Annotated in this window: 19 protein-coding genes and 1 pseudogene; 12 read left to right on the top strand and 8 right to left on the bottom strand. The window is 71.2% G+C overall.

Going from position 1 to position 19610, the window contains the following annotated elements:
• Positions 1-43: 43 nt before the first annotated feature.
• The 6 genes from KGA66_RS22765 to KGA66_RS22740 all read left to right on the top strand — a co-directional run bounded on the left by KGA66_RS22765 (position 44) and on the right by KGA66_RS22740 (position 6141).
• Positions 44-991, top strand: a complete 948-nt coding sequence (locus KGA66_RS22765) for an aldo/keto reductase (protein WP_211470404.1) — start codon at positions 44-46, stop codon at positions 989-991.
• A complete protein-coding gene (locus tag KGA66_RS22760; RefSeq protein WP_211470402.1) occupies positions 988-1944 on the top strand; it encodes an amidohydrolase family protein in 957 nt (318 codons plus the stop codon). Before KGA66_RS22765 ends, KGA66_RS22760 begins: the two co-directional genes overlap by 4 nt.
• A complete protein-coding gene (locus tag KGA66_RS22755) occupies positions 1941-2279 on the top strand; it encodes an L-rhamnose mutarotase (protein ID WP_211470401.1) in 339 nt (112 codons plus the stop codon). The genes KGA66_RS22760 and KGA66_RS22755 overlap by 4 nt, the downstream gene beginning before the upstream one ends.
• Positions 2276-3319 (top strand): zinc-dependent alcohol dehydrogenase, encoded by a 1044-nt coding sequence (locus KGA66_RS22750; protein ID WP_211470399.1) that lies wholly within the window; start codon positions 2276-2278, stop codon positions 3317-3319. Before KGA66_RS22755 ends, KGA66_RS22750 begins: the two co-directional genes overlap by 4 nt.
• Positions 3316-4092 (top strand): SDR family oxidoreductase, encoded by a 777-nt coding sequence (locus KGA66_RS22745; RefSeq protein WP_211470397.1) that lies wholly within the window; start codon positions 3316-3318, stop codon positions 4090-4092. The genes KGA66_RS22750 and KGA66_RS22745 overlap by 4 nt, the downstream gene beginning before the upstream one ends.
• A gap of 258 nt (positions 4093-4350) precedes the next feature.
• Positions 4351-6141, top strand: a complete 1791-nt coding sequence (locus KGA66_RS22740) for a carbohydrate-binding module family 20 domain-containing protein (protein WP_246508345.1) — start codon at positions 4351-4353, stop codon at positions 6139-6141.
• 37 nt (positions 6142-6178) lie between these two features.
• On the opposite strand, the gene KGA66_RS22735 is transcribed toward KGA66_RS22740, so the two are convergent.
• Positions 6179-7120, bottom strand: coding sequence for a prephenate dehydratase (locus KGA66_RS22735; RefSeq protein WP_211470393.1), 942 nt, complete (start codon positions 7118-7120; stop codon positions 6179-6181).
• A gap of 272 nt (positions 7121-7392) precedes the next feature.
• On the opposite strand from KGA66_RS22735, the gene KGA66_RS22730 reads away from it, so the two are divergent.
• The 4 genes and pseudogenes from KGA66_RS22730 (at position 7393) to KGA66_RS22715 (ending at position 12471) form a co-directional block, all read left to right on the top strand.
• A complete protein-coding gene (locus KGA66_RS22730) occupies positions 7393-8064 on the top strand; it encodes a hypothetical protein (protein WP_211470391.1) in 672 nt (223 codons plus the stop codon).
• Complete coding sequence (gene mgtA / locus KGA66_RS22725; protein WP_211470389.1) at positions 8061-10760, top strand: magnesium-translocating P-type ATPase; 2700 nt, start codon at positions 8061-8063, stop codon at positions 10758-10760. The genes KGA66_RS22730 and mgtA overlap by 4 nt, the downstream gene beginning before the upstream one ends.
• A gap of 269 nt (positions 10761-11029) precedes the next feature.
• Positions 11030-11191, top strand: a pseudogene (locus KGA66_RS32220) (sigma factor); the annotation flags it as partial.
• Between the two features lie 119 nt (positions 11192-11310).
• The gene (locus KGA66_RS22715; RefSeq protein ID WP_211470387.1) at positions 11311-12471 is read left to right on the top strand and encodes a hypothetical protein; all 1161 of its coding nucleotides are present in this window, start codon (positions 11311-11313) and stop codon (positions 12469-12471) included.
• Between the two features lie 43 nt (positions 12472-12514).
• On the opposite strand, the gene KGA66_RS22710 is transcribed toward KGA66_RS22715, so the two are convergent.
• The 3 genes from KGA66_RS22710 to KGA66_RS22700 all read right to left on the bottom strand — a co-directional run bounded on the left by KGA66_RS22710 (position 12515) and on the right by KGA66_RS22700 (position 15139).
• Positions 12515-13408, bottom strand: coding sequence for a hypothetical protein (locus tag KGA66_RS22710; protein WP_211470385.1), 894 nt, complete (start codon positions 13406-13408; stop codon positions 12515-12517).
• A gap of 230 nt (positions 13409-13638) precedes the next feature.
• On the bottom strand, positions 13639-14517 hold the full coding sequence (locus KGA66_RS22705) for a slipin family protein (RefSeq protein ID WP_211470383.1): 879 nt from the start codon (positions 14515-14517) through the stop codon (positions 13639-13641).
• 61 nt (positions 14518-14578) lie between these two features.
• Positions 14579-15139 carry a DUF5994 family protein gene (locus tag KGA66_RS22700; protein WP_211470381.1) on the bottom strand — a complete coding sequence of 187 codons (561 nt, stop codon included), beginning with the start codon at positions 15137-15139 and terminating at the stop codon, positions 14579-14581.
• Between the two features lie 347 nt (positions 15140-15486).
• Here KGA66_RS22700 and KGA66_RS32215 point away from each other — a divergent pair, with 347 nt between their 5' ends.
• A complete protein-coding gene (locus KGA66_RS32215) occupies positions 15487-15705 on the top strand; it encodes an RGCVC family protein (protein WP_211470379.1) in 219 nt (72 codons plus the stop codon).
• 255 nt (positions 15706-15960) lie between these two features.
• Positions 15961-16191 (top strand): hypothetical protein, encoded by a 231-nt coding sequence (locus KGA66_RS22690; RefSeq protein ID WP_211470377.1) that lies wholly within the window; start codon positions 15961-15963, stop codon positions 16189-16191.
• A 90-nt stretch (positions 16192-16281) separates the two neighbouring features.
• Here KGA66_RS22690 and KGA66_RS22685 read toward each other — a convergent pair whose 3' ends face one another.
• The 4 genes from KGA66_RS22685 to KGA66_RS30430 form a co-directional block, all read right to left on the bottom strand.
• Entirely contained in the window at positions 16282-17115 is an 834-nt protein-coding gene (locus tag KGA66_RS22685; RefSeq protein WP_211470375.1) for a hypothetical protein, read from the bottom strand.
• 1 nt (position 17116) lies between these two features.
• Positions 17117-17743, bottom strand: coding sequence for an RNA polymerase sigma factor (locus tag KGA66_RS22680; protein ID WP_211470373.1), 627 nt, complete (start codon positions 17741-17743; stop codon positions 17117-17119).
• Between the two features lie 140 nt (positions 17744-17883).
• Positions 17884-18765 carry a hypothetical protein gene (locus KGA66_RS22675; protein WP_211470372.1) on the bottom strand — a complete coding sequence of 294 codons (882 nt, stop codon included), beginning with the start codon at positions 18763-18765 and terminating at the stop codon, positions 17884-17886.
• A 207-nt stretch (positions 18766-18972) separates the two neighbouring features.
• Positions 18973-19610, bottom strand: a 638-nt coding sequence (locus tag KGA66_RS30430; protein ID WP_246508343.1) for a ricin-type beta-trefoil lectin domain protein, incomplete at its 5' end; no start/stop codon positions are given.

The following is a 19610-nucleotide window of genomic DNA, read 5'->3' as shown; positions in this document are numbered from 1 at the left end:
GCCGGCCGCCGCGCACCCCCGCCTCCATGGAGGGAGGGTCTCTATGAAGCGGCGAAAGCTCGGCCGCACCGGCCTGGAGGTATCCGAGCTCGGATTCGGTGCCTCCCCGCTGGGCGCCGTGTACGGTCCGTTCGCGCAACGCGACGGCATCGAGGCCGTGCACAAAGCCCTGGACCTCGGCATCGACTTCTTCGACGTCGCCCCCTTCTACGGCGCGACCGCCGCCGAGACGGTGCTGGGCAAGGCGCTGCACGGCATCGAGCGATCAAGCTACGTACTGGCCACCAAGGTCGGCCGCTACGGCGAGCACGACTTCGACTTCAGCGCCGCACGGGTCGCCCGCAGCGTCCGCGAGAGCCTGACCCGGCTCGGCACCGACCACCTCGACCTGATCCAGTGCCACGACATCGAGTTCGGCGACCTCGACCAGATCGCCGGGGAGACCCTGCCCGCGCTGCGCGGGCTCCAGGACGCCGGGCTGGTCCGCTGCGTCGGCATCACCGGCTACCCTTTGCCCGCCCTCGCGTATGTCGCCGACCGGGCCGAGGTCGACACGATCATGTCCTACTGCCAATACACCCTGCAGGACCGCAGGCTCACCCCGTGGCTGCGGCGTTTCGCCGCCCAGGGGATCGGCGTGATCAACGCGGCGCCCCTCGCGATGGGCGCGCTGACGCCGCAGGGGCCGCCGCCGTGGCATCCGGCGCGCGCAGCGGTTCTCAAACACTGCGCGGCCGCGGCCAGGCTGTGCGCGGCTCGCGGCGGGGACCTGGCCCGCCTCGCGCTCCAGTTCGCGCTCGCCACGGGCGACTCGGCGAGCACCGTCGTCGGCGCCAGTCATCCCAGCGACGTGAGCCGCAACGTGCGCTGGGTCGAGGAGCCGCTGGACGAGCAACTCCTGCGCGAGGTCGAGTTGCTCCTGGCGCCGATCCGCGACGTGGGCTGGGTCAGCGGCCGCCCGGAGAACCAGCATCCGGGCGCGGCAGCGTGAACAGGACCCCCGGCGCCCCGGCAGGCCCGACAGGCCCGGCAGCCCTGACAACCCGCGGTGACGCGGCTGCTGCTGCGGCGGTCATCGACTCGCACCTGCACTTCTGGGATCCCCGGCGCCTGAGCTATCCCTGGCTCGGCGAGGCGCCGGCGCTCAACCGCGCGTTGACGGCCGAAGACCTCGTCCGCTCCGGCTGCGCTCCGGCCGGCGCGATCTTCATGGAGGCGGGCAGGAGCCCGCAGCAGGCGCAGGAGGAGATCTCCTGGATCCGCCACGAGGCCCGCCGAAACCCCTGGATCCTCGGCGCCGTCGCGCACGTCCCGCTCGAGCACCAGGGACGGACCGCCGCCGCGCTGCGTCACCACGCGGACGACCCGTTCGTGGTCGGGGTGCGCCGCAACCTCCAGGACGAGGCCGACGGGTTCACCGCGGACGCGTGTTTCCGCGCGGGAATCCGGACGCTGGGCGAGGTCTCGCTCCCCTTCGACGCCTGCGTCCGGGAACATCAGCTGCCTGAATTGGCGCGGCTGGCCGCGGCCTGCCCGCAGACCACGATCATCGTCGACCACCTCGGCAAGCCTCGGTCCGCCTTCGGGTGCGGCGAGTCGTCCTGGCGACAGGACCTGCGGCGGCTGGCGGGGCTGGATAACGTCGTGTGCAAGCTCTCGGGCCTGATGACCGAGGTGGCCCCGGACGCGACGCGGCCGTCGCTTGTCGCCGTGCTGCGCGAGGCCCTGGACGCCTTCGGGCCCGGGCGCTGCATGTACGGCAGCGACTGGCCGGTGATGACCCTGGCGACATCGTACGAGGACTGGCTCGACCTCGTGCGCACCGCGCTCGCCGCGTATCCGGCGCAGGACGCCGCCGCGGTGCTGCACGACAACGCGACACGTATATACCGACTCGACTATGCCGCGTCCGCGCTGTCGCCGGCACGAAAGGAACACCCATGAGACGGGTCGCCCAGACCATCCGGCTGCGTCCCGAACGCCGCGAGGAGTACCTCGAGCTGCACCGGCGGGTCTGGCCCGGTGTCGAGGCCGCCCTGCGCGCCGCGAACATCCGCAACTACAGCATCTTCCTGCGCGGCGACACGCTGTTCGGCTACTTCGAGTACCACGGCGAGGACTTCGCGTCCGATCTCGCCGCGATCGGCGCCGACCCGCAGACCCGGCAATGGTGGCAGCTGACCGACCCCTGCCAGGAGCCGTGGCCCGACACCGGCGCCGGCGGAAACTGGTCCGACCTGACCGAGATCTGGCATCTGAGCGAGGAGCCCCCAGCGTGACCGCACAACGTATCGTGTACACCGGTGCCCGCACCCTGGCACTCGAACCCGCCGAGACCGCGCCGCCCCAGGCCGGCCAGGTGCGCGTTGACGTCGCCTTCACCGGGATCTGCGGGACGGACCTGCACATCTACCACGGCGACATGGACGGGCGGGTCAAACCGCCCGGGGTCATCGGGCACGAGATGTCCGGACGCGTCGCCGAGGTCGGCCCCGGCGTCACCGACTGGCAGCCCGGCGACCACGTCACCGTGATGCCGCTGACCTCGTGCGGGCAGTGCCCCGCCTGCCTGGCGGGCCACGGGCACATCTGCCACCGCCTGGTCTTCCTCGGCATCGACGCCGCCGGATCCCTGCAGAACAGCTGGACGGTACCGGCCGGGACACTCGTCCGGCTGCCCCGGCAACTGCCCCTGGACCACGCCGCGCTGGTGGAACCCATCGCCGTGGCCGTGCACGACGTGCGACGCGCGCGGATCGAGCCGGGCGAGCAGGCGCTGGTGGTCGGCGGCGGCCCGATCGGGCTGCTGATCGCGCTCGTGGCCCGGCGCGGCGAGGCCGACGTGCTCGTGGTCGAACCCGACCCGAACCGCAGGGCCGTGGCCGAGAGCCTCGGCCTGGCCACGCTCGACCCGGGCGCCGAGGATCCGGCCGAGGGGGTCGCGCTGTGGAGCCGCGGCGCGGGCGCCGCGGTGGCCTTCGAGGTCTCCGGCGCCGCCGCCGGCGTGACCACCGCCGTCGACGCTCTGGCCACCCGCGGGCGGATGGTCCAGGTCGCCATCCACACCGGCCCGCGCGAGGTCAACCTGCACCGCTTCTTCTGGCGCGAACTGACCCTGCTGGGCGCGCGCCTCTACCAGCGCGCCGATTTCGAGCAGGCCGTCAGCCTGCTGGCCGAAGGCGCGATTCCCGCCGCGGACCTGATCTCCCGCGTCGAACCGCTGGGCCGCTGCTCGCAGGCGTTCCACGCCCTCGAATCCGGCGCCGGCGGCATGAAGATCCTGATCGACTGCCGCGCCGAGGGAACGGAAGCACGATGAACCACTCGCACCTGTCCACATTCGACCTGAGCGGGAAACTGGCCGTGGTGACCGGCGCGCGCCGCGGCATCGGCCTGGCCGTCGCCGAGGCGCTGGCCGCGGCCGGGGCCGACATCGTCGCGGTGAGCGCGCACCTGGAAGCCTCCGGCAGCGAGGTGGAGAAGCGCGTCACCGCCCTCGGCCGCGCGTGCCGCTGTCTGAGCGCCGACTTCGCCGACCGCGGCGCCGTGCTCAACCTGGCCCGCGAACTGGCCGAACCGGGCCGCCCGGTGGACATCCTGGTCAACAACGCCGGCACCATCGCGCGCGCCCCGGCCGCGCGGCACCCGGACGCCGACTGGGACCGCGTCCTGGAGGTCGACCTGAGCAGCCAGTTCGTTCTTTCCCGCGAGGTGGGCCGCCGCATGCTGGAACAGGGGCACGGGAAGATCATCTTCACCGCGTCGCTGCTCAGCTTCCAGGGAGGCATCAACGTACCCGGTTACGCCGCGGCCAAGTCCGGGATCGCCGGGCTCACCCGGGCGCTGGCCAACGAGTGGGCCGGCCACGGGGTGAACGTGAACGCGATCGTGCCCGGCTATGTCGAGACCGACAACACCCAGGCGCTGCGCGATGACCCGGTCCGGTTCCAGGCGATCGTGGCCCGCATCCCCGCGGGACGCTGGGCGCGGCCCGAGGACTTCGCCGGCGTCGCCGTGTTCCTCGCCTCCGCCGCCTCGGATTACGTGCACGGGGCGCTGATCCCGGTCGACGGCGGGTGGCTGGGCCGATAGCCGCGCGGCCGCAGTCGGTGCCGACGGCGCGGCCCCGGCGGCGCGGCCCCGGCGGCGCGGCCGCAGCGCGGCGGTTTCCGGCTGTGCGGCAGCCGGAAACCGCCGCGCCCCGCGAGTGTGCGGCGCGGCCGTGCACCCGTCCGCCGCTTCCCGTGCACCCGTCCGCCGCTTCCCGGGCGGCCGACGGCGGTGTACCGTCACCAGCGCGTTGTGTATGAGGCATCTGCGTGCGTCGTAGGGCGCTGAGATGGAGCGATGATGCGCCGTCACCCCGGACGATCCCTCGCCGTCGCCGCCGCTCTGGTCGCCGCGACGGCCGTCCCCGTCAGCCTGGTGAGCGCCGCCGCGCCGGCGCTCGCGAGCAGCCCGGCCAAGGACGTGACCGCCAACCTGTTCATGTGGAACTGGAACTCGGTGGCGTCGGAGTGCACGAACGTGCTGGGCCCGGACGGATACGCGGCGGTCCAGGTCGCCCCGCCCGAGGACTCGATGACCGACGCGGCGGACGGGCACCCGTGGTGGGAGATCTACCAGCCGGTCGACTACGACCTGACCAGCCGCATGGGCGACGACGCGCAGTTCAGGGCCATGGTCGGCGCGTGCCACCAGGCGGGCGTGAAGGTCTACGTCGACGCCGTCCTCAACCACATGGCCAGGCAGGACGGAAACGACACCAGCTACGGCGGCGCGAGCTACACTCCGGGGTCGTCGTACCCTGCGTACTCGTCGCCGGACTTCCACAACTACCCGAACGACTGCCCGGTCTCCTCGGACCAGATCACCGACTGGAACGACTACACGCAGGTCACCGAGTGCGAGCTCGATGCGCTACCGGATCTGCGTACTGAGTCGGCATACGTACGCAGCACCGAGGCCGCGTACCTCAACAAGCTGATCGGCTACGGCGTGGACGGCTTTCGTCTCGACGCCGCCAAGCACATCGGCCACACGGATCTGGCCGCCCTCGAATCGCTGCTGAACAAGGACACGACGACCGGGCAGCCGGTCTACATCGTCCAGGAGGTGGCGTTCGGCAGTTCGAACACGCAGTTGCAGCCGAGTTCCTTCGAGAACACCGGCAGCCTGATCGGCTTCGACTACGCCGACGCGATCAAGACCCAGTTCACCGGCGACATCGCCGACTTCGGCGGGTTCTCCTCGTGGAGCCTGATCCCGGGCGCCTACTCGTCCACGTTCGTCAACAACCACGACACCGAGCGGGACGGCTCGAACCTGAGCTACAAGAACGGCGCCACCTATGTCCTGGCCACCGAGTTCCTGCTGGCCTGGGGGTTCGGCACGCCCCAGGTGTACTCCGGCTTCACCTGGAACAACACCGGCGACTCACCGCCTTCGGACGCCAACGGGTACGTGACCGGCACGAACTGCAGCAGCGGCTGGTACTGCACCGACCGGATCACCGGCGTGGCGAACATGGTCGGCTGGCACAACCTCGCGCTCGCCGGCGGCGACCCGGTGGCCAACTGGTACACCGACGGCACGAACCTGATCGCGTTCTCGCGGGGCCCGGACGCGTGGATCTCCCTCGACAACGAGTCGTCCGCGCAGACCCGCACCTTCACCACCGGCCTGCCGGACGGAACCTACTGCGACATCATCCACGGCTCGGTGTCGGGCGGGACGTGCACGGGCCCGACCGTGACGGTGTCCGGCAATCGCGCGACGGTCACGGTCCCGGCGCACGACGCCGTGGCGATCGACCGCGGCAGCCGGGTGTCGGGGCCGTCCACCGCCACCTTCACCGTGAACGTCAACGCGAACGCGACGACGAGTTGGGGCCAGAACGTCTACATCGTCGGCTCGATCCCGGCGCTCGGCAGCTGGAGCCCGGCGAACGCCGTCGCGCTCTCCTCGCGGAACTACCCGTACTGGACCGCCGCGCTCAGCGTGCCGGCGAACACCTACCTCGAGTACAAGTACATCAAGATCGACTCGAGTGGGAACGTCACCTGGGAGAGCGGGGCCAACCGCTACTACACGACCGGTTCGTCCGGATCGATCACCTTCAACGACACCTGGCGGTCCTGAGCCGCCGTCGCGGGCGGCCGGTGCGCCCCTTTCGGCCTCAAATGCTGGTGACGGCGGCCAGGTGGGAAGCCAGGTCCCGCGGGTTCTCCGCGCGTCCGGTCGGGTCCGCCGTTGGCGGCGCCGCCGCCAGAGCCGACTTGTAGAAGTCGCGCACCGGGTTGGCCCGGTAGACCCCGAGGATCCGGTAATCCGCGTAATAGCCGAGCTCCTCCAGCGCGTTGCCGGTCGGGACCTCGTCGGGGTGGCCCTCGATGTCCGCGAGGAACTGCGTGGCGAAGAACTGGCCGCTGACCATGCAGCTTTCGAGCTTGGTCATGTTGACCCCGTTGGTGGCGAAACCGCCGAGCGCCTTGTACAGCGCGGCCGGCCGGTTGCGCACCTTGAACACCAGCGTGGTGACGATCGGGCCGACGCCCGCCGCCGCCCGCAGTTCGCTGCGTGACAGGATGATGAAACGCGTGGTGTTGTGCGGATGGTCCTCCAGGCCCTCCCGCACGACCTGCAATCCGAAGATCTCACCGGCCAGCCGTGACGCGATCGCGCCCCGGGTCGGATCCCCCGCCTGCGCGACCTCGCGCGCGGCACCCGCGGTGTCGGCCGAGACCACCGGCGTCAGACCCAGCGCGGTCAGCGACTCGCGGCACTGCGCCAGCGCCTGCGGATGGCTGTGCGCGGTGAGCAGGTTCTCCTCGGCCGCCCCGGGCACCGCGAGCAGGCAGTGCTCGATCCGCAGGAAGTGCTCGCCGATGATGTGCAGCGGGGACTGCGGCAGCAACCGGTGGATGTCGGCGACGCGTCCCGCGGTCGAGTTCTCCACGGGGATCATCGCCAGATCCACGTCGCCCGCCTCAAGAGCCGCGAAGCCCTCGTCGAAGGTGGTGTATGAGACGGCCTCGAACTCCGGGTACACCTCGCGGCAGGCGATGTGGGAGTTGGCTCCCGGCTCGCCCTGGAACGCGATCCGTTTGCGACCGATCATCACACAGCCCGTCTTCCCGTTGTGGTTCGTCCCGCGGGCCGCGAACGTCGCGCGCCGCGGACGCCAACCGGTACCCGGGAAAGCTACCGCACCCGTCGGCGACCGTGCGGTGGCGGTCCATCGTGCGGCGGGCGGGGGGCCCTTCGCCCAGCCCGATCGGGGCCGCGCGGCCCTGTCGCGCAGAGGCTGATGGCCGCACTGTGGACAGCGCGCACCCTGGACGGCGCGCACCGCTGCACCGGCGGCGAGCCGGAGACGAAGGGTAGAGCCAGATGACCGCGAGACCTCTTGCCGGCTCGGGTCTGCTCGCGGGCGCGCTGGCCGCCTACTGGTCCGTCGGCAGACCGTGGCACCTGCGGTGGGGCGCCACCGCGCAGGAGTGCGCCGGGCCGCTGCCCGGCGACGAACTGATCGCCGACGCGGATCTGCTCGCGACCCGCGCCATCACGATCCACGCGCCGGCCGACCAGGTCTGGCCGTGGATAGCGCAACTGGGACAGGGTCGCGGCGGGTTCTACAGCTACGACCTGCTGGAGAACCTGGTCGGCTGCGACATCCACAGCGCCGCGCGGGTGGTGCCGCAATGGCAGGACGTCGCGGTCGGCGACCGGGTCATGCTCGCGCCTCGGGTCGGACTCGACGTGGCCCTGCTGGACCGCGGCCGATCGCTCGTGCTGCGCGGCGCGGTCCCGCTCGGCGGCACAGCGGCCCCGTACGACTTCACCTGGGCGTTCGTCCTGCGCGGCGAGCCGGGCGAGACGACGAGGCTGCTGGTGCGCGAGCGGTACGGATACACCCGGCCCTGGGCGGCGCTCCTGGTCGAACCGGCCGAGGGAGTCAGCTTCCTGATGAGCCGCGGGATGCTGCGCGGGATCAGGCGGCGCGCGCAGTCCGCGGCCACCGCGCCGCGTGATCGGCGCCCGGCGCCCGGCGGCGCGCGATGACGACGGTGGCGCCCGCGGCGGAAAGCCGCACCGGGCCGCGGCCGGGCGACCTCGACACGGCCGACGCGAGCGTCCTGTCCGCTGACGAGGTGCTGACCCGTCTTGGCACGGACGCGGGCGGGCTGTCCGACGCCGAGGCGGCGCGGCGGCTGGAGCGGTTCGGTCCCAACGCGGTGGCGTCCCACGGAACGGGCGTGTGGCTGGTGCTGTGGCACCAGTTGCGTTCCTCGCTGCTCGGGCTGCTGGCGATCGCCGCGGTGGCGTCGTACTTCGTCGGCGAGCGCAGCGACGCGCTGATCATCGGGGCGATCCTGCTGCTGTCCGTCGGCCTCGGGTTCGTCAACGAGTTGCGGGCGGAGCAGGCCGCCGCGGCGCTGCACGCGCAGATCAGCCACCAGGTCCTGGTGCGACGCGGCGGCCGGACCGGCTTGGTGGACGTCACCGCCCTGGTACCCGGCGACCTGGTGGAACTGCGGCTCGGCGAGATCGTCCCGGCGGACGTCCGGTTGGTCGATTCCGCCGGGCTGGAGTGCGACGAGTCGATGCTGACCGGCGAATCGCTGCCCGCCGACAAGAGCGCCGAACCGGTCGCGGCGGGCGCGCCGCTGGCCGAACGCGCCGACTGCGCGTTCATGGGCACCGTGGTGCAGTCCGGCAGCGGCCTGGGCGCGGTGGTGGCGACCGGTGGGCGCACCGAGTTCGGGAAGATCGCCTTCGGGCTGGGCGCGCATCAGCCCCAGACCGAGTTCCAGGTCGGGCTGCGCCGCTTCTCGATGCTGCTCGCCGAGGTCGCCGCGGCGCTCACCGTGTCGATCTTCGTGATCAACGTGGTCCTGCACCGGCCGGTCATCGACGCGTTGCTCTTCTCCCTCGCCATCGCGGTCGGCATCACCCCGCAACTGCTGCCCGCGGTCGTCTCGACCAGCCTGGCCGACGGGTCGCGCCGCCTGGCCAAACTCAAGGTCCTGGTCAAACGGCTGGTGTGCATCGAGGACCTCGGCGACGTGGACGTGCTGTTCACTGACAAGACCGGGACGCTGACCGAGGGGCAGATCAGCTTCATGCGCTCGCTCGGCGCCGACGGGCAGATCGACGACGGGCCGCTGCGCTGGGGCCTGCTGTGCAACGAGGCGAGCCTTGAGCAGGGCCTCGCGGTGGGAGGCAATCCGCTGGACGTCGCCCTGTGGCGTTCCCCGGCCGCCGGCGCCGCCACCGACGGCTCGCGCGGCACCGCGCGGTTGGCGATCCTGCCGTTCGACCATCAGCGCAGGATGACCTCGGTGCTGGTCGAGGAGCCCGGCGGCATGCGAACCCTGATCACCAAGGGGGCGCCGGAGGCCGTCCTGGAGCGCTGCGTCCGGGTGCCGCAGAGCGCCCGCGAGGCCCTTGACCGTGAATTCGCGGCCGGCAACCGGGTCATCGCGGTGGCCGGCCGCCCGGCGCCCGCGGCGGCCGCGCTCGGGCCCGGCGACGAGAAGGACCTGACCCTGGCCGGGTTCCTGGTCTTCCTGGACGCGCCGAAGACCTCGGCGCGCGCGGCGCTGGAGCGGCTCGCCGCGCTCGGCGTAGCCGTCAAGGTCATCACGGGCGACAACCCGGTCGTCGCGACCAAGGTGTGCCGCGACCTGGGGCTGCCGGACGGCGGCGCGCTGAGCGGCGCGGACCTGGACGCCATGGATGACGCGCAGCTGGCCGCGGCCGTGCCCGGCACCATGGTCTTCGCCCGGGTGAGCCCGGAGCACAAGGCCCGGATCGTGCGCGCCCAGCGCACCAGCGGGGTCGGCGTGGCGTTCCTCGGCGACGGGGTCAACGACGCGCTGGCGCTGCACGCCGCCGACGTGGGCATCTCCGTCGACTCCGGCAGCGACGTGGCCAAGGACGCGGCCGATGTGATCCTGCTGGAGAAGGACCTGGGCGTGCTGGCCGACGGGGTCGTGGAAGGCCGCCGCATCTTCGCCAACACCGTCAAGTACGTGCTGATGGGCACGTCAAGCAATTTCGGCAACATGTTCAGCGCCGCCGGGGCGTCGCTGTTCCTGCACTTCCTGCCGATGCTGCCGTCCCAGATCCTGCTCAACAACCTGCTGTACGACTCCAGCCAGCTGGCCATCCCCACCGACGAGGTCGATCCCGAGCAGCTCGCCCGTCCCTCACACTGGGACATCGCGTTCATCCGCCGCTTCATGGTGTTCTTCGGGCCGATCAGCTCGGTGTTCGACTTCGCCACCTTCGGGGTCATGCTCTGGGTCTTCCACTCCGGGCCGGCCCAGTTCCGCTCCGGGTGGTTCGTGGAGTCCCTGGCGACCCAGACCCTGGTGATCTTCGCGATCCGCACCCGGCGCATTCCGTTCTTCCGCAGCCGGCCCAGCCTGCCGCTCCTGCTCGCCGCGCTCGCCGCGGTCGGCGTCGGAGCGATACTTCCCGCCACGCCCCTGGCCGCCACCCTGGGCTTCCACCCGCTGCCGCTCGGCTTCTTCCTCACCCTCGTCCTGATGGTGGTCTGCTACCTGGGGCTGATCGAGATCGGCAAGCGCCGCTTCTACCGCGTCGTACCGCCGCACCCGGCCGCCGCCTCGGCGTCGCGCATCCGCCGCCGCCGTCGCGTGCACCGCCGCGCGGCCCACTTCAGCACGGCCCAGCGTCCGGGAACCACTCCGTCCGCCCGAGACGACGACGCGCAGTCGCGGGACGGCTGACCGGCCGGTGCGCGGTAGCACCGCGCCGCGCCGCAGTCGCAGGGGGTTCCCGGCGCAAATTAGCCATCTGACGCGCCCATACCAGGGCTCAGATACGTTTCGACGATCCCCGGTTCGCGCCGCGCGAATTGCGCCACTGACACTCATTAGTGTTCTGAAACACCCATACGCGGTCGCGCGGCAGGCGATGTGATGTAGGTCACGAAAACGGGCTGTAACGTACCCGGCCGCCACCGCTGTTTAAAGGGCGTCAGCACGCTTGGAGGGACATCGTGGGGAACGTGCCGCTGGACTTCGAAGAGTTCGCGACGGCGACGAGCGGTCGGCTGTTCCGCGCGGGATGCGTGCTGACCGGGGACTGGCACCTCGCCGAGGACCTCGTGCAGGAAACACTGGGCAAGCTCTACCGGTCCTGGCGCCGCGTCAGCCGAACAACCAGCGACTTCGACGAGCTTTTCCCCGGCGCGCTGCGGGCCACCGCAGAGGTGTTCCCGGATCCGCCCGGGGACCTCGTGGCTCGCGGCGTCGCCCGGGGCGCCGGATGCGGCGCGTGCGAGCCGTCCGGCTCTCGGCGCTCGCCGCCTCGCTGAGCCTGGTCGCGGCCGCCGGCGCCGTCATCGGCCCCGAGGTCCTGCGCGGCCCGGAGACGCACACCGCCGCGACCTCCCCGGTACGGCACGAGTCCGCGACCGCGAGCGCGAGCGCGAGCCCCTCGGCGTCAGGCCTATCAGAGCAGTGGATGATCAACTCGCTGGAGAGCCTGTTACCCGCCGGGGCCGTCTTCAGCGACCCGACGGGCCGCGGCACACAGGCGGACCGCATGTTAAACGCAGTCGCTCCGTTCGCCTCCGTCGTGGTGCACATCGGCGGCGGCTCGTCACAGGTCGACGTCGCCCTGTATCGCGTGGCGGCGGGAACACCGGTGACGGCCACGTCGTACAGTGCTTGCCCGGGGTCCGTGGAACACCCGTACGGAGTTTGCTCGAGTCGCACGCTCGCTGACGGCTCTCTGCTCGTCACGGACAAGGACTACGTGCGGCCGCAGACCGGCTCCGGGCAGCAGATGTGGACGGTCGTGGCCATCCGCGGCGACGGCTCGATCATCGAAGTCACCGAGTACGGCGGCGGCGCCGAGAAGAGCACCACCGATTCAGCCGATCCGATCCTGTCGACCGACCGGCTCGTCGGGATCGCGCAGAGCAGCGTCTGGCAGCCGGTGCTCGCCTCGATGAGAGCACCGGCCGGTCACACCGGTGGCGCGCCGGCGTTCATGGGGCGGGCCAAGGTCATCGCGACGCTCACCGGCCTGCTGCCCTCGGGGCTGACGAAGTCGGATCAAAGCGGCCAGAGCGGGCCGGCCGAACTCATCGTCGACGACGGACACGGCAAGAGCGCGCTCGAAGTCAACGTGCAGCCGAACATGACCGCGTTGGCCGACTCGATGAACTGCGCATCGCGTGCCGGTCAGAACGCGGTGTGCAGCGCCCCGACGCTGCCGGACGGCACGAAGGAGGTCGTCACCCGGCAACCGTCTGCGAACGCGCGAAACGTGGTCGAGTGGATGGTCGACGCGCTGCGACCGGACGGACTGCGCGTCGTGGTCTTCGAGTTCAACGCCGCTTCCGCGAGCGGCCCCCCGACTCGTCCCGCACCCGCGCTGACGATCGCCCAACTCTCCCAGATCGCCACCAGCCAGACCTGGCGGCAGTGAGGCGAAGCACGCCGCCGCGGCCGGCCGCGCCCTGATCGCGTGATCAGAGTGCTGTATCAGCCGCGATCAACCGCGCGGCGGGTCCCGGCGCGGGCGGCGGCGGGTCGTCCCGGTGCAAGGCCGCGGCCAGGTCGGCCATCGCCTGCGCCCGGGCGAACTCGACGAAGGTGAACGGCACCTGCGGGCGCGAGACCAGGAGCACCGCGGGGTTCGGTCCGTGCACCCGGATCGCGGTGCTCTCGGTTCCGTGCCCGTCGCGGCCCGTCCGCGCCGATTCCGCTGATCCCGCTGATCCCGCTGCCTCGTCGGGCGCGAGCCATACCGCCTCGGTCGCGTCGAGCAGTTCGACCAGCACGCGGGCCAGTTCGCCCGGGTCGTCGGCGAGGCGGCGCGCGAGGGCCAGCGCGCGAGTCGGCACGTCGGCCAGGGCGGTCACGTCGGCGGCCTCCACGTGCACCTGGCCGCCGCCGGCGGCGGCCACCACGGCGCCCAGCTGCTGCGCGGCGACCTCTCCCGGGGCCTCGACCAGAAACTCGTCGACCGCCCCTTCGGTGTACGGATGGACCTGCAGCGTCAGGATGTTGGCACCGACCGCGGCGAAGGCGCCCGCGAGCACGGCGAGCCGGCCCGGCGTGTCCTCGACCATGGTGCGTACGCGCCAGAGCCGGCCGCTGGGTCCGGCCAGGAGCGCCGGGTCGGCCGGGTCGACGGGGAACGGCGCGGCGCTTCCCGCGCGCGGCGGCGGCGCGCCGCGCCCGACCGGCCGATGGCGGGCGAAGGTCACGGCGGCCACGACCACGCCGAGGATGATCAGGGCGCTGGGGCCCTCGACCCGATGGCCGAGAACGTCCGTGAACAGGTCGGCGAGACCGGCGGCCACGAACAGCGCGGCGAGTTCGATCAGTTCGCGGTGGTGGTTCTTCGGCGGCTTGGTCATGGCAACATCTTGGTCATTGCATGTTGCGCGGCCGAAGATCCGCTATGACGCCGACGTAAAAGCCGGGGCCGCGGCAGGGCCCGCGTCATGCGGATCCGCCCGACGCGGCGGCCCGGCCGTCCACCCTTGGTGACGGTTTCCGCCAAAACCAGGCGGGATGCCCTCATCTGTCGTGACGGCCAGACCAAACGCCTTTGAAGCTTTGAAGGGCCTTTAGCGCTCCTTTGGCTTTAGCGCGTCGGTGCGACGCGGTCCGGGTCGGGCATCGCGACGGCCGCCGCCATCCGCAGCGGGGCGCGCTGCGTGCTGGGCGCCGCCTGCGGCGACGCCGGGGTCGCCGCGGCGCTTTCCCGGGCCAGGAACGCGCCGAGCTCGGCGATCGTGGTCATCAGCGGGGCGGGGAACACGACGGTGGTGTTCTTGTCCACGCCGATCTCCACCAGGCTCTGCAGATTGCGCAACTGCAGGGCGAGGGGGTGGGCCATCATCGTGTCCGAGGCGTCGCCGAGGGCCGCGGCGGCCAGGGACTCGCCCTCCGCGTTGATGATCTTCGCTCTCTTCTCCCGCTCCGCCTCGGCCTGCTTGGCCATGGCCCGCTTCATGCTCTCGGGCAGCTGGATGTCCTTGAGTTCGACGAGGGTGACCTCCACGCCCCACTCCACGGTGGTCACGTCGAGGATCTTGCGGATGTCGAGGTTGATCCGGTCGGTCTCGGACAGGGTCTCGTCGAGGGTGTGCTGCCCGACGACCTTGCGCAGCGTGGTCTGGGCGATCTGGTCGATCGCGGCGCGCACGTTCTCGATGGCCACCACCGACTTGATCGCGTCGACGACGCGGAAGTAGGCGACCGCGGAGACGTCGACGCTGACGTTGTCGCGGGTGATGATGCCCTGGGACTGGATCGGCTGGGTGACGATGCGCAGAGAGACCCGATGCAGCACGTCGACGAACGGAATGATCACGCGGAAGCCGGGTTCGCGCGCGCCGATCACCCGCCCGAACCGGAAGAGCACGCCCTGCTCGTACTGCTTGACGATCTTCACGGAGAGCGCGGCCGCGAGCAGGCACAGCAGCGCGAAGATGACGATGGTGGTGATCAGAACGCCCATGGTGATGCTCCAGAAGCGAGGGCCGGTTCGAACAGGTCGGTGAGGTAGGGCGCGGCGCCGCTCACGGCACGAGGACGCGCCCGCCGTCGGTCTCCCAGACGGCGGCGGACAGCGGATCCTGCAGGCCGGCGCGTGCCGCGGCCGCGGCCGGAGACTGGGCACGGTTCGCCCGCTCGATCATGCCGACGGCGCGAAGCAGGTCGCCGCCGAGTCGGGCGAGGGCCAGGACGCGCTGCGCGACGTGCGGATCGGTGTGCGGCGCTATCACCACGAGTTCGGTGTGCCGCGCGCCAGAGATGTCGGCGAGGCTGACCGACGCCGGCGCCTGCCGCGCGCTGCCGTCGAGGGTCACCGGCCGGCCGGGCCCGGCCAGAACGCCGGGCGCGGGGTTCCATGCGGCCGGGTCGTAGCTGACCCGCGCGACGTCGTGCCCGGCGCGGCTCAACTCGGCCAGCAGCGGGGGCAGTTCGACGCTCAGGTCGAGCGAGCGAGGCCACCACGCGCCGTCGACGAACCCGTCGGCGACGCTCGGTTCGCGCCGCCGCAGCCGCAACCCGGCCGACGCTCTCGGCGCGGGCGCCGCACGGTCATCCGGGGGATCGGAGAAGTCGAGGGTTGTCATCGTGTGCCGATCCGTGCCCGCTAGGGGCCGATTGCCGTTCGCCAGGGGCGAGGCCGGCCAGGAAGCCGTCGTGCGAAGTACCCTCGGTGTCACTCATCGTACTCTCACTGCTTCGCTGGGCGCCGATCGGCTCGCGGCCGCGGCGCGCAGCATCGGTGATCCAAGCCGGATCGACGCCGCCCGCGCCGGGCCCGCCGACCCCGCGCGCCGGTCCTGCGGTGTCCGCTTGTCGGCCGGCACCTTCGATCCGTGAAACACTCAGAGCATCCAGCGCGCCAGGACGCGTCCGGACCTCACGCTCCTTCACCGCGTTCCACGACCTTCTACGTCTCAAGACGGTGAGGACCATGCCGCTAACAGCGAACAGCCAGACGGCCGCGACACCGGTTGTGATCGGTGCCGATGGCGCCGGCCAGCCCTCCCCGGCCGGCCTGTGCACGTGCGGGCACCCCTACGATCAACACGACCCGATATCCATCCGGTACTGCGACGCGACGGTTACCGGAGGGTTGAGCCGAGGCTGCATCTGCCGCACCGTCCCCGGAAACTACCCGGGCCGGATGTGACCAGCGCACCCGGCGAGACGGGCCGGACGGCGGCGCCGGAAACCGAGTAGGGTCGAGGGTGCTCGCGGCATTTCGAACACCGGTCGTCGCTCCGGCGTCGCCGTGGGAGATATGAGAGACCGGATGCTGCCGTGGTCCGGAGACGGGCGTCCGCACGATGCCGAGACAGGTTCCTTCCCGACCGACCGCCGGCCGGGCCCTGAGCTGCGGGGCTCGCCTCGACCGGCGACGGTGCGCGGTCAAGGGTTCAGCCCGATGAGGCCGCAGGGCGTGACCGGCGCCCTGGTCGCGATCACGGTCGGCGCGATCCTGACCTACACGGTCAGCTTCACGATCTACGGGATCAGCATCCACACCGTCGGCTTGATCATCACCTCGGCGGGAATGGTCGCCCTGGCGATCCACCTGGCGCGGTCTCTGAGCACCCTGCGCAAGCGGGACCGGTCCCGCCGCGCGCCGCTGCCGCCGCGTCGCGGTTCAGAATGATGCTCCGCTGCGGCCAGCCGAACCGCGCATGCGATCGGAACGAGCACGCCGCGCACCGCGACCGCCTGACAGGCCGACGGCGCCGCGCGATCAGCGCGAAGCGAGGGCCGGTTGGTCGTGGCTGCGGCCGTCGCGGGTGTAGACGGTCAGTTCGGCCGCGAGCACGGTGCCGGGCCACCACGCGGCCCAGAGCCCGTCGTGCACGGTCGCGGTGACCACTACGCCGTCGGCCCGGTGAATCAGTACCGATGACACCTCGGGTCCGGCGCGCCCTGCCAGGGAGACGATATCGACCCGGGCGCCGGTGGCGTCGAACGTGTAGCTCGCACCACCGCCGTTCGAGACGACATCCGCACCAGAGGGCTGGGGGACGTCGTTACCGATCGCCCCGCCGTCGCCGCGCCCGTCGAGCAGCATGCAGTCACCGAACACCTTGCCGTTGGCGAACACGATGAAGGCCACGCGTCCGCGCTGCTCGACCAGTGTCTGGCCCGGGGAGAAGGAAGGGGGCAGGGCGAGCCTCCGTGCGATTTCGGGCGGGAAGCTCTTGTTCTTGAAGTACGGGCAGGCGTCGAACTGCTGTCGCGCGGCCGCACCGGTGAGCATGGTGGGGACCGGCTGCCAGCCGGCGAACGCGACCGGCGCGGCGGCGCCCAGAGTCTGCGTGAGGGTCACGGCAAGGGTCGTCCCGGCGACCAGGGCGGCGCCCAGCGCCACGCGTCGGCGGCGCGCGCGCGTCGCCGGCGCGGTTCGCCCGCGCGCCGCGGTCTCGCCGCCGTCGAAGTCCGCCGCATCACAGGATGCCGATACCGTCTCCCGCGCCAGCAGCGTGGTCAGCGCGGAGGGAAAGGCGGGCAGGTCGCTGTCGTGCACAGTTGCCGCTTCACGCAGCATGACGTCGAGGTCCGGGTGGTTGCGGGGCATGTCAGTCCTCCTCGGGACGTGAAACCGTGGCATGGGACAAAGCGGGCCAGAACACCGCCGCGTCCGCGGCGTCACGTGCCACCGGTTCAACCGGCGCCTGTGCGGCGGTCAGCGCCCTGCGCAGGCGGCCTCGGGCCCGGTGCAGGCGTACGCGCGCCGCGCCAGCGGTCAGCCCGATCACCCGGCCCGCGTCCGCCACGCTCAGCCCCTCCCACGCCGTGAGCGTGATCAGCGCGCTGTCCTGCGGCGAGAGGGTCGCCAGCGCGTCGTGAAGGACGCGGGCCGCCTCTCGGCGGTCGAGGAACTCGGCCGGATCCGGGGCGTGGCTGTCGGCGCAGTGCTGTGCCAGCCGCGCACCGAGGTTGCGCTGCCGGCGCAGCGCGCGTTCCTGATTCGCCAGCAGCCTGTGCGCCACCGCGAACAGCCACAGCCTGGCCTCCTGGCCGTGCGGCATCCGCGCGATTCGGCGCCACGCGACCAGGTACACCTCGGCCACCAGATCGGCCGCGTCCTCGCGGCTCTCACACCTCCGTATGCAGAAGCCGAAGAGGGCCGACAGCGACTCGGCATATAAATGCTCGAATCTGGTCACCGCGTCATCGGGCACGTCATCACCAGTGTTGGTCACACCCCTACATGTCCGGCAACCTCGAAAGCGTTACAGGCGAACGCTGCCGATCGGCGCCGCGGCTCGGTCCGGCGGCATCGAGCCGCCGGACCGACAAACCGTCGCACCCGTTCTCGGGTCAGCTCGCTGATGTTCCCGGATCAGTCCTGCCGGTAGAGCTTGACGTCCCGGAAGTCGGTAGTCCACTGGGTGACGATCGGGTTGGTCGAGCCGGGGTAGGCGTTCTCCGATTCGCCGGTCAGGATCAGCGACAGGTCGTTGCCCCAGTCCGGGTGGTAGATCTGCGCGAGCGGGAGGTTGGTCAGCGGGTTCCACTGGGTTCCGTCGAGCCCGATGCCGGCCCACACGCGGTTGCGCAGGTCGGCGTTTATCTCGAAGTAGTGCCAGTTCGTGTCGAGCGGGAGGCTGAAGCCGGTGTCCACGGCGCTCAGCGCGCCGTTACCGCCGGTGGTGTAAACCATGACCCTGCCGTGGTTCGGGTCCCACGGGTTGAGCTTCCAGAAGACCGCGGCCTCCAGGGTGTGCTTGTTCGCGTTCCACAGCCGGTTCGAGCCGTCCCAGAACTGGATCATCTCGTGCATCTGCTCGCCGATCCAGGGCGCGCTGGTGGTGGTCGGGATGCGCGGCAGCCGGAAGGCCAGCACGTAGCGATAGGTGGTCAGCCGGATCGGCTGTCCGTCAGGGGTCGTATTCGTCAGGTGGATGTTGCCGATGGCGTTGACGAACGTGGCGATCCCGCGGGGGTTCGCGGTCACCTGCGTGAACTGGCCGGTCGAGTCGCTGCCGGTGGAGATCGCCACGTCGGACGGGCCGCACGGGAAGTTCGTCGTACCGCCGGGGTTGCACTCGGTCGACACGCCGTACCCGGTCAGCGGCCCGTACTGCTGCCAGACCAGGGTCTCGGTGGCGGCCCGCGCCGGGCCCGCCGAGGTCGATGCCGCCGCGCCCACCGCCATGGCCACGGCGACGGCGAACGCCCAGAGCGGGGTCGGGATCAGAGGCCTGCGGTGCTTGAGGATCACAAGGCTCTCCCTTCGGGTAGGTGCCCGCCTCGTGCCCGTGCCCCGGCCACCGAAACCGGTATCAGAGGTGGTATTCACCGGCGCCGTGGCAGGCCGCAGTGGTTCTCCGGCGTGGGGTGCGCCGGAGAACCACTCGATGAGAACGTGCTTCTTCGGCCGGCGGGCTCGGCTACCGCACGATCCGCCGGCGGATACGGCGCGTCCCGCTCAGCCGAGGGTCCATTGCTGGTTGCTGCCGCCGTTACAGTTCCACAACTCCACCAGGGCGCCGTTCGCCGTGGAGGCTCCGGTCACGTCCAGGCAGAGCCCTGACTGCACACCGGTGACGGTGCCGTTGGAGTTGAGGTTCCACTGCTGGTTGGTCTGGCCGTTGCAGGAGTAGACGATCACCTTCGTGCCCGCGGTCGTGCCCTTGCCGTTCGCGTCCAGACACAGGGTGCTGCCGCCCACGTTCACGGTCAGCTCGTTGGAGGAGTTGTGCGTCCAGGTCTGATTCGCCTGCCCGTCGCAGCTGTAGATCTGCTGCTGGGTACCCAGCGTCGTGGTGCTGTTCGGATCGTCCAGGCACTTGCCCGCACCCACCGCGTGCAACGCACCCGTGCTACCACCGCCACCGCCACCGCCGCCGGACGAGCCGGCGTCCAGGCCCATGAAGTGGATGGCGTAGCCGGCCATGCCAGAGCCCTTGATCGGTAGCTGATGCCCGGCGCCGGCGATGCTGTACGCCTCGACCTGCGTGGTTCCGGAGCCGTCGTTGTAGCGGGTCCGGGTCCAGCCGGAGACCGGCGTGTCGGTGGACGACGGGGTCTGACTCACCCCGAGCACGTTCGTCCACTGCTTGATCT

Origin of the sequence: Actinocrinis puniceicyclus (genome assembly GCF_018283645.1) — a bacterium.
In the GTDB taxonomy this organism is placed as follows: Bacteria; Actinomycetota; Actinomycetes; order Streptomycetales; family Catenulisporaceae; genus Actinocrinis; species Actinocrinis puniceicyclus.
The sequence above is the reverse complement of the archived record's forward strand: the minus strand, read 5'-3'. Positions and strand labels throughout refer to the sequence as shown.

Coding starts and splice junctions, on each gene's coding strand:
- KGA66_RS22765 (WP_211470404.1), top strand. CDS start 44: ATGAAGCGGCGAAAGCTCGGCCGCACCGGCCTGGAGGTATCCGAGCTC.
- KGA66_RS22755 (WP_211470401.1), top strand. CDS start 1,941: ATGAGACGGGTCGCCCAGACCATCCGGCTGCGTCCCGAACGCCGCGAG.
- KGA66_RS22745 (WP_211470397.1), top strand. CDS start 3,316: ATGAACCACTCGCACCTGTCCACATTCGACCTGAGCGGGAAACTGGCC.
- KGA66_RS22740 (WP_246508345.1), top strand. CDS start 4,351: ATGCGCCGTCACCCCGGACGATCCCTCGCCGTCGCCGCCGCTCTGGTC.
- KGA66_RS22735 (WP_211470393.1), bottom strand. CDS start 7,120: ATGATCGGTCGCAAACGGATCGCGTTCCAGGGCGAGCCGGGAGCCAAC.
- KGA66_RS22730 (WP_211470391.1), top strand. CDS start 7,393: ATGACCGCGAGACCTCTTGCCGGCTCGGGTCTGCTCGCGGGCGCGCTG.
- mgtA (WP_211470389.1), top strand. CDS start 8,061: ATGACGACGGTGGCGCCCGCGGCGGAAAGCCGCACCGGGCCGCGGCCG.
- KGA66_RS22710 (WP_211470385.1), bottom strand. CDS start 13,408: ATGACCAAGCCGCCGAAGAACCACCACCGCGAACTGATCGAACTCGCC.
- KGA66_RS22705 (WP_211470383.1), bottom strand. CDS start 14,517: ATGGGCGTTCTGATCACCACCATCGTCATCTTCGCGCTGCTGTGCCTG.
- KGA66_RS22700 (WP_211470381.1), bottom strand. CDS start 15,139: ATGACAACCCTCGACTTCTCCGATCCCCCGGATGACCGTGCGGCGCCC.
- KGA66_RS32215 (WP_211470379.1), top strand. CDS start 15,487: ATGCCGCTAACAGCGAACAGCCAGACGGCCGCGACACCGGTTGTGATC.
- KGA66_RS22690 (WP_211470377.1), top strand. CDS start 15,961: ATGAGGCCGCAGGGCGTGACCGGCGCCCTGGTCGCGATCACGGTCGGC.
- KGA66_RS22685 (WP_211470375.1), bottom strand. CDS start 17,115: ATGCCCCGCAACCACCCGGACCTCGACGTCATGCTGCGTGAAGCGGCA.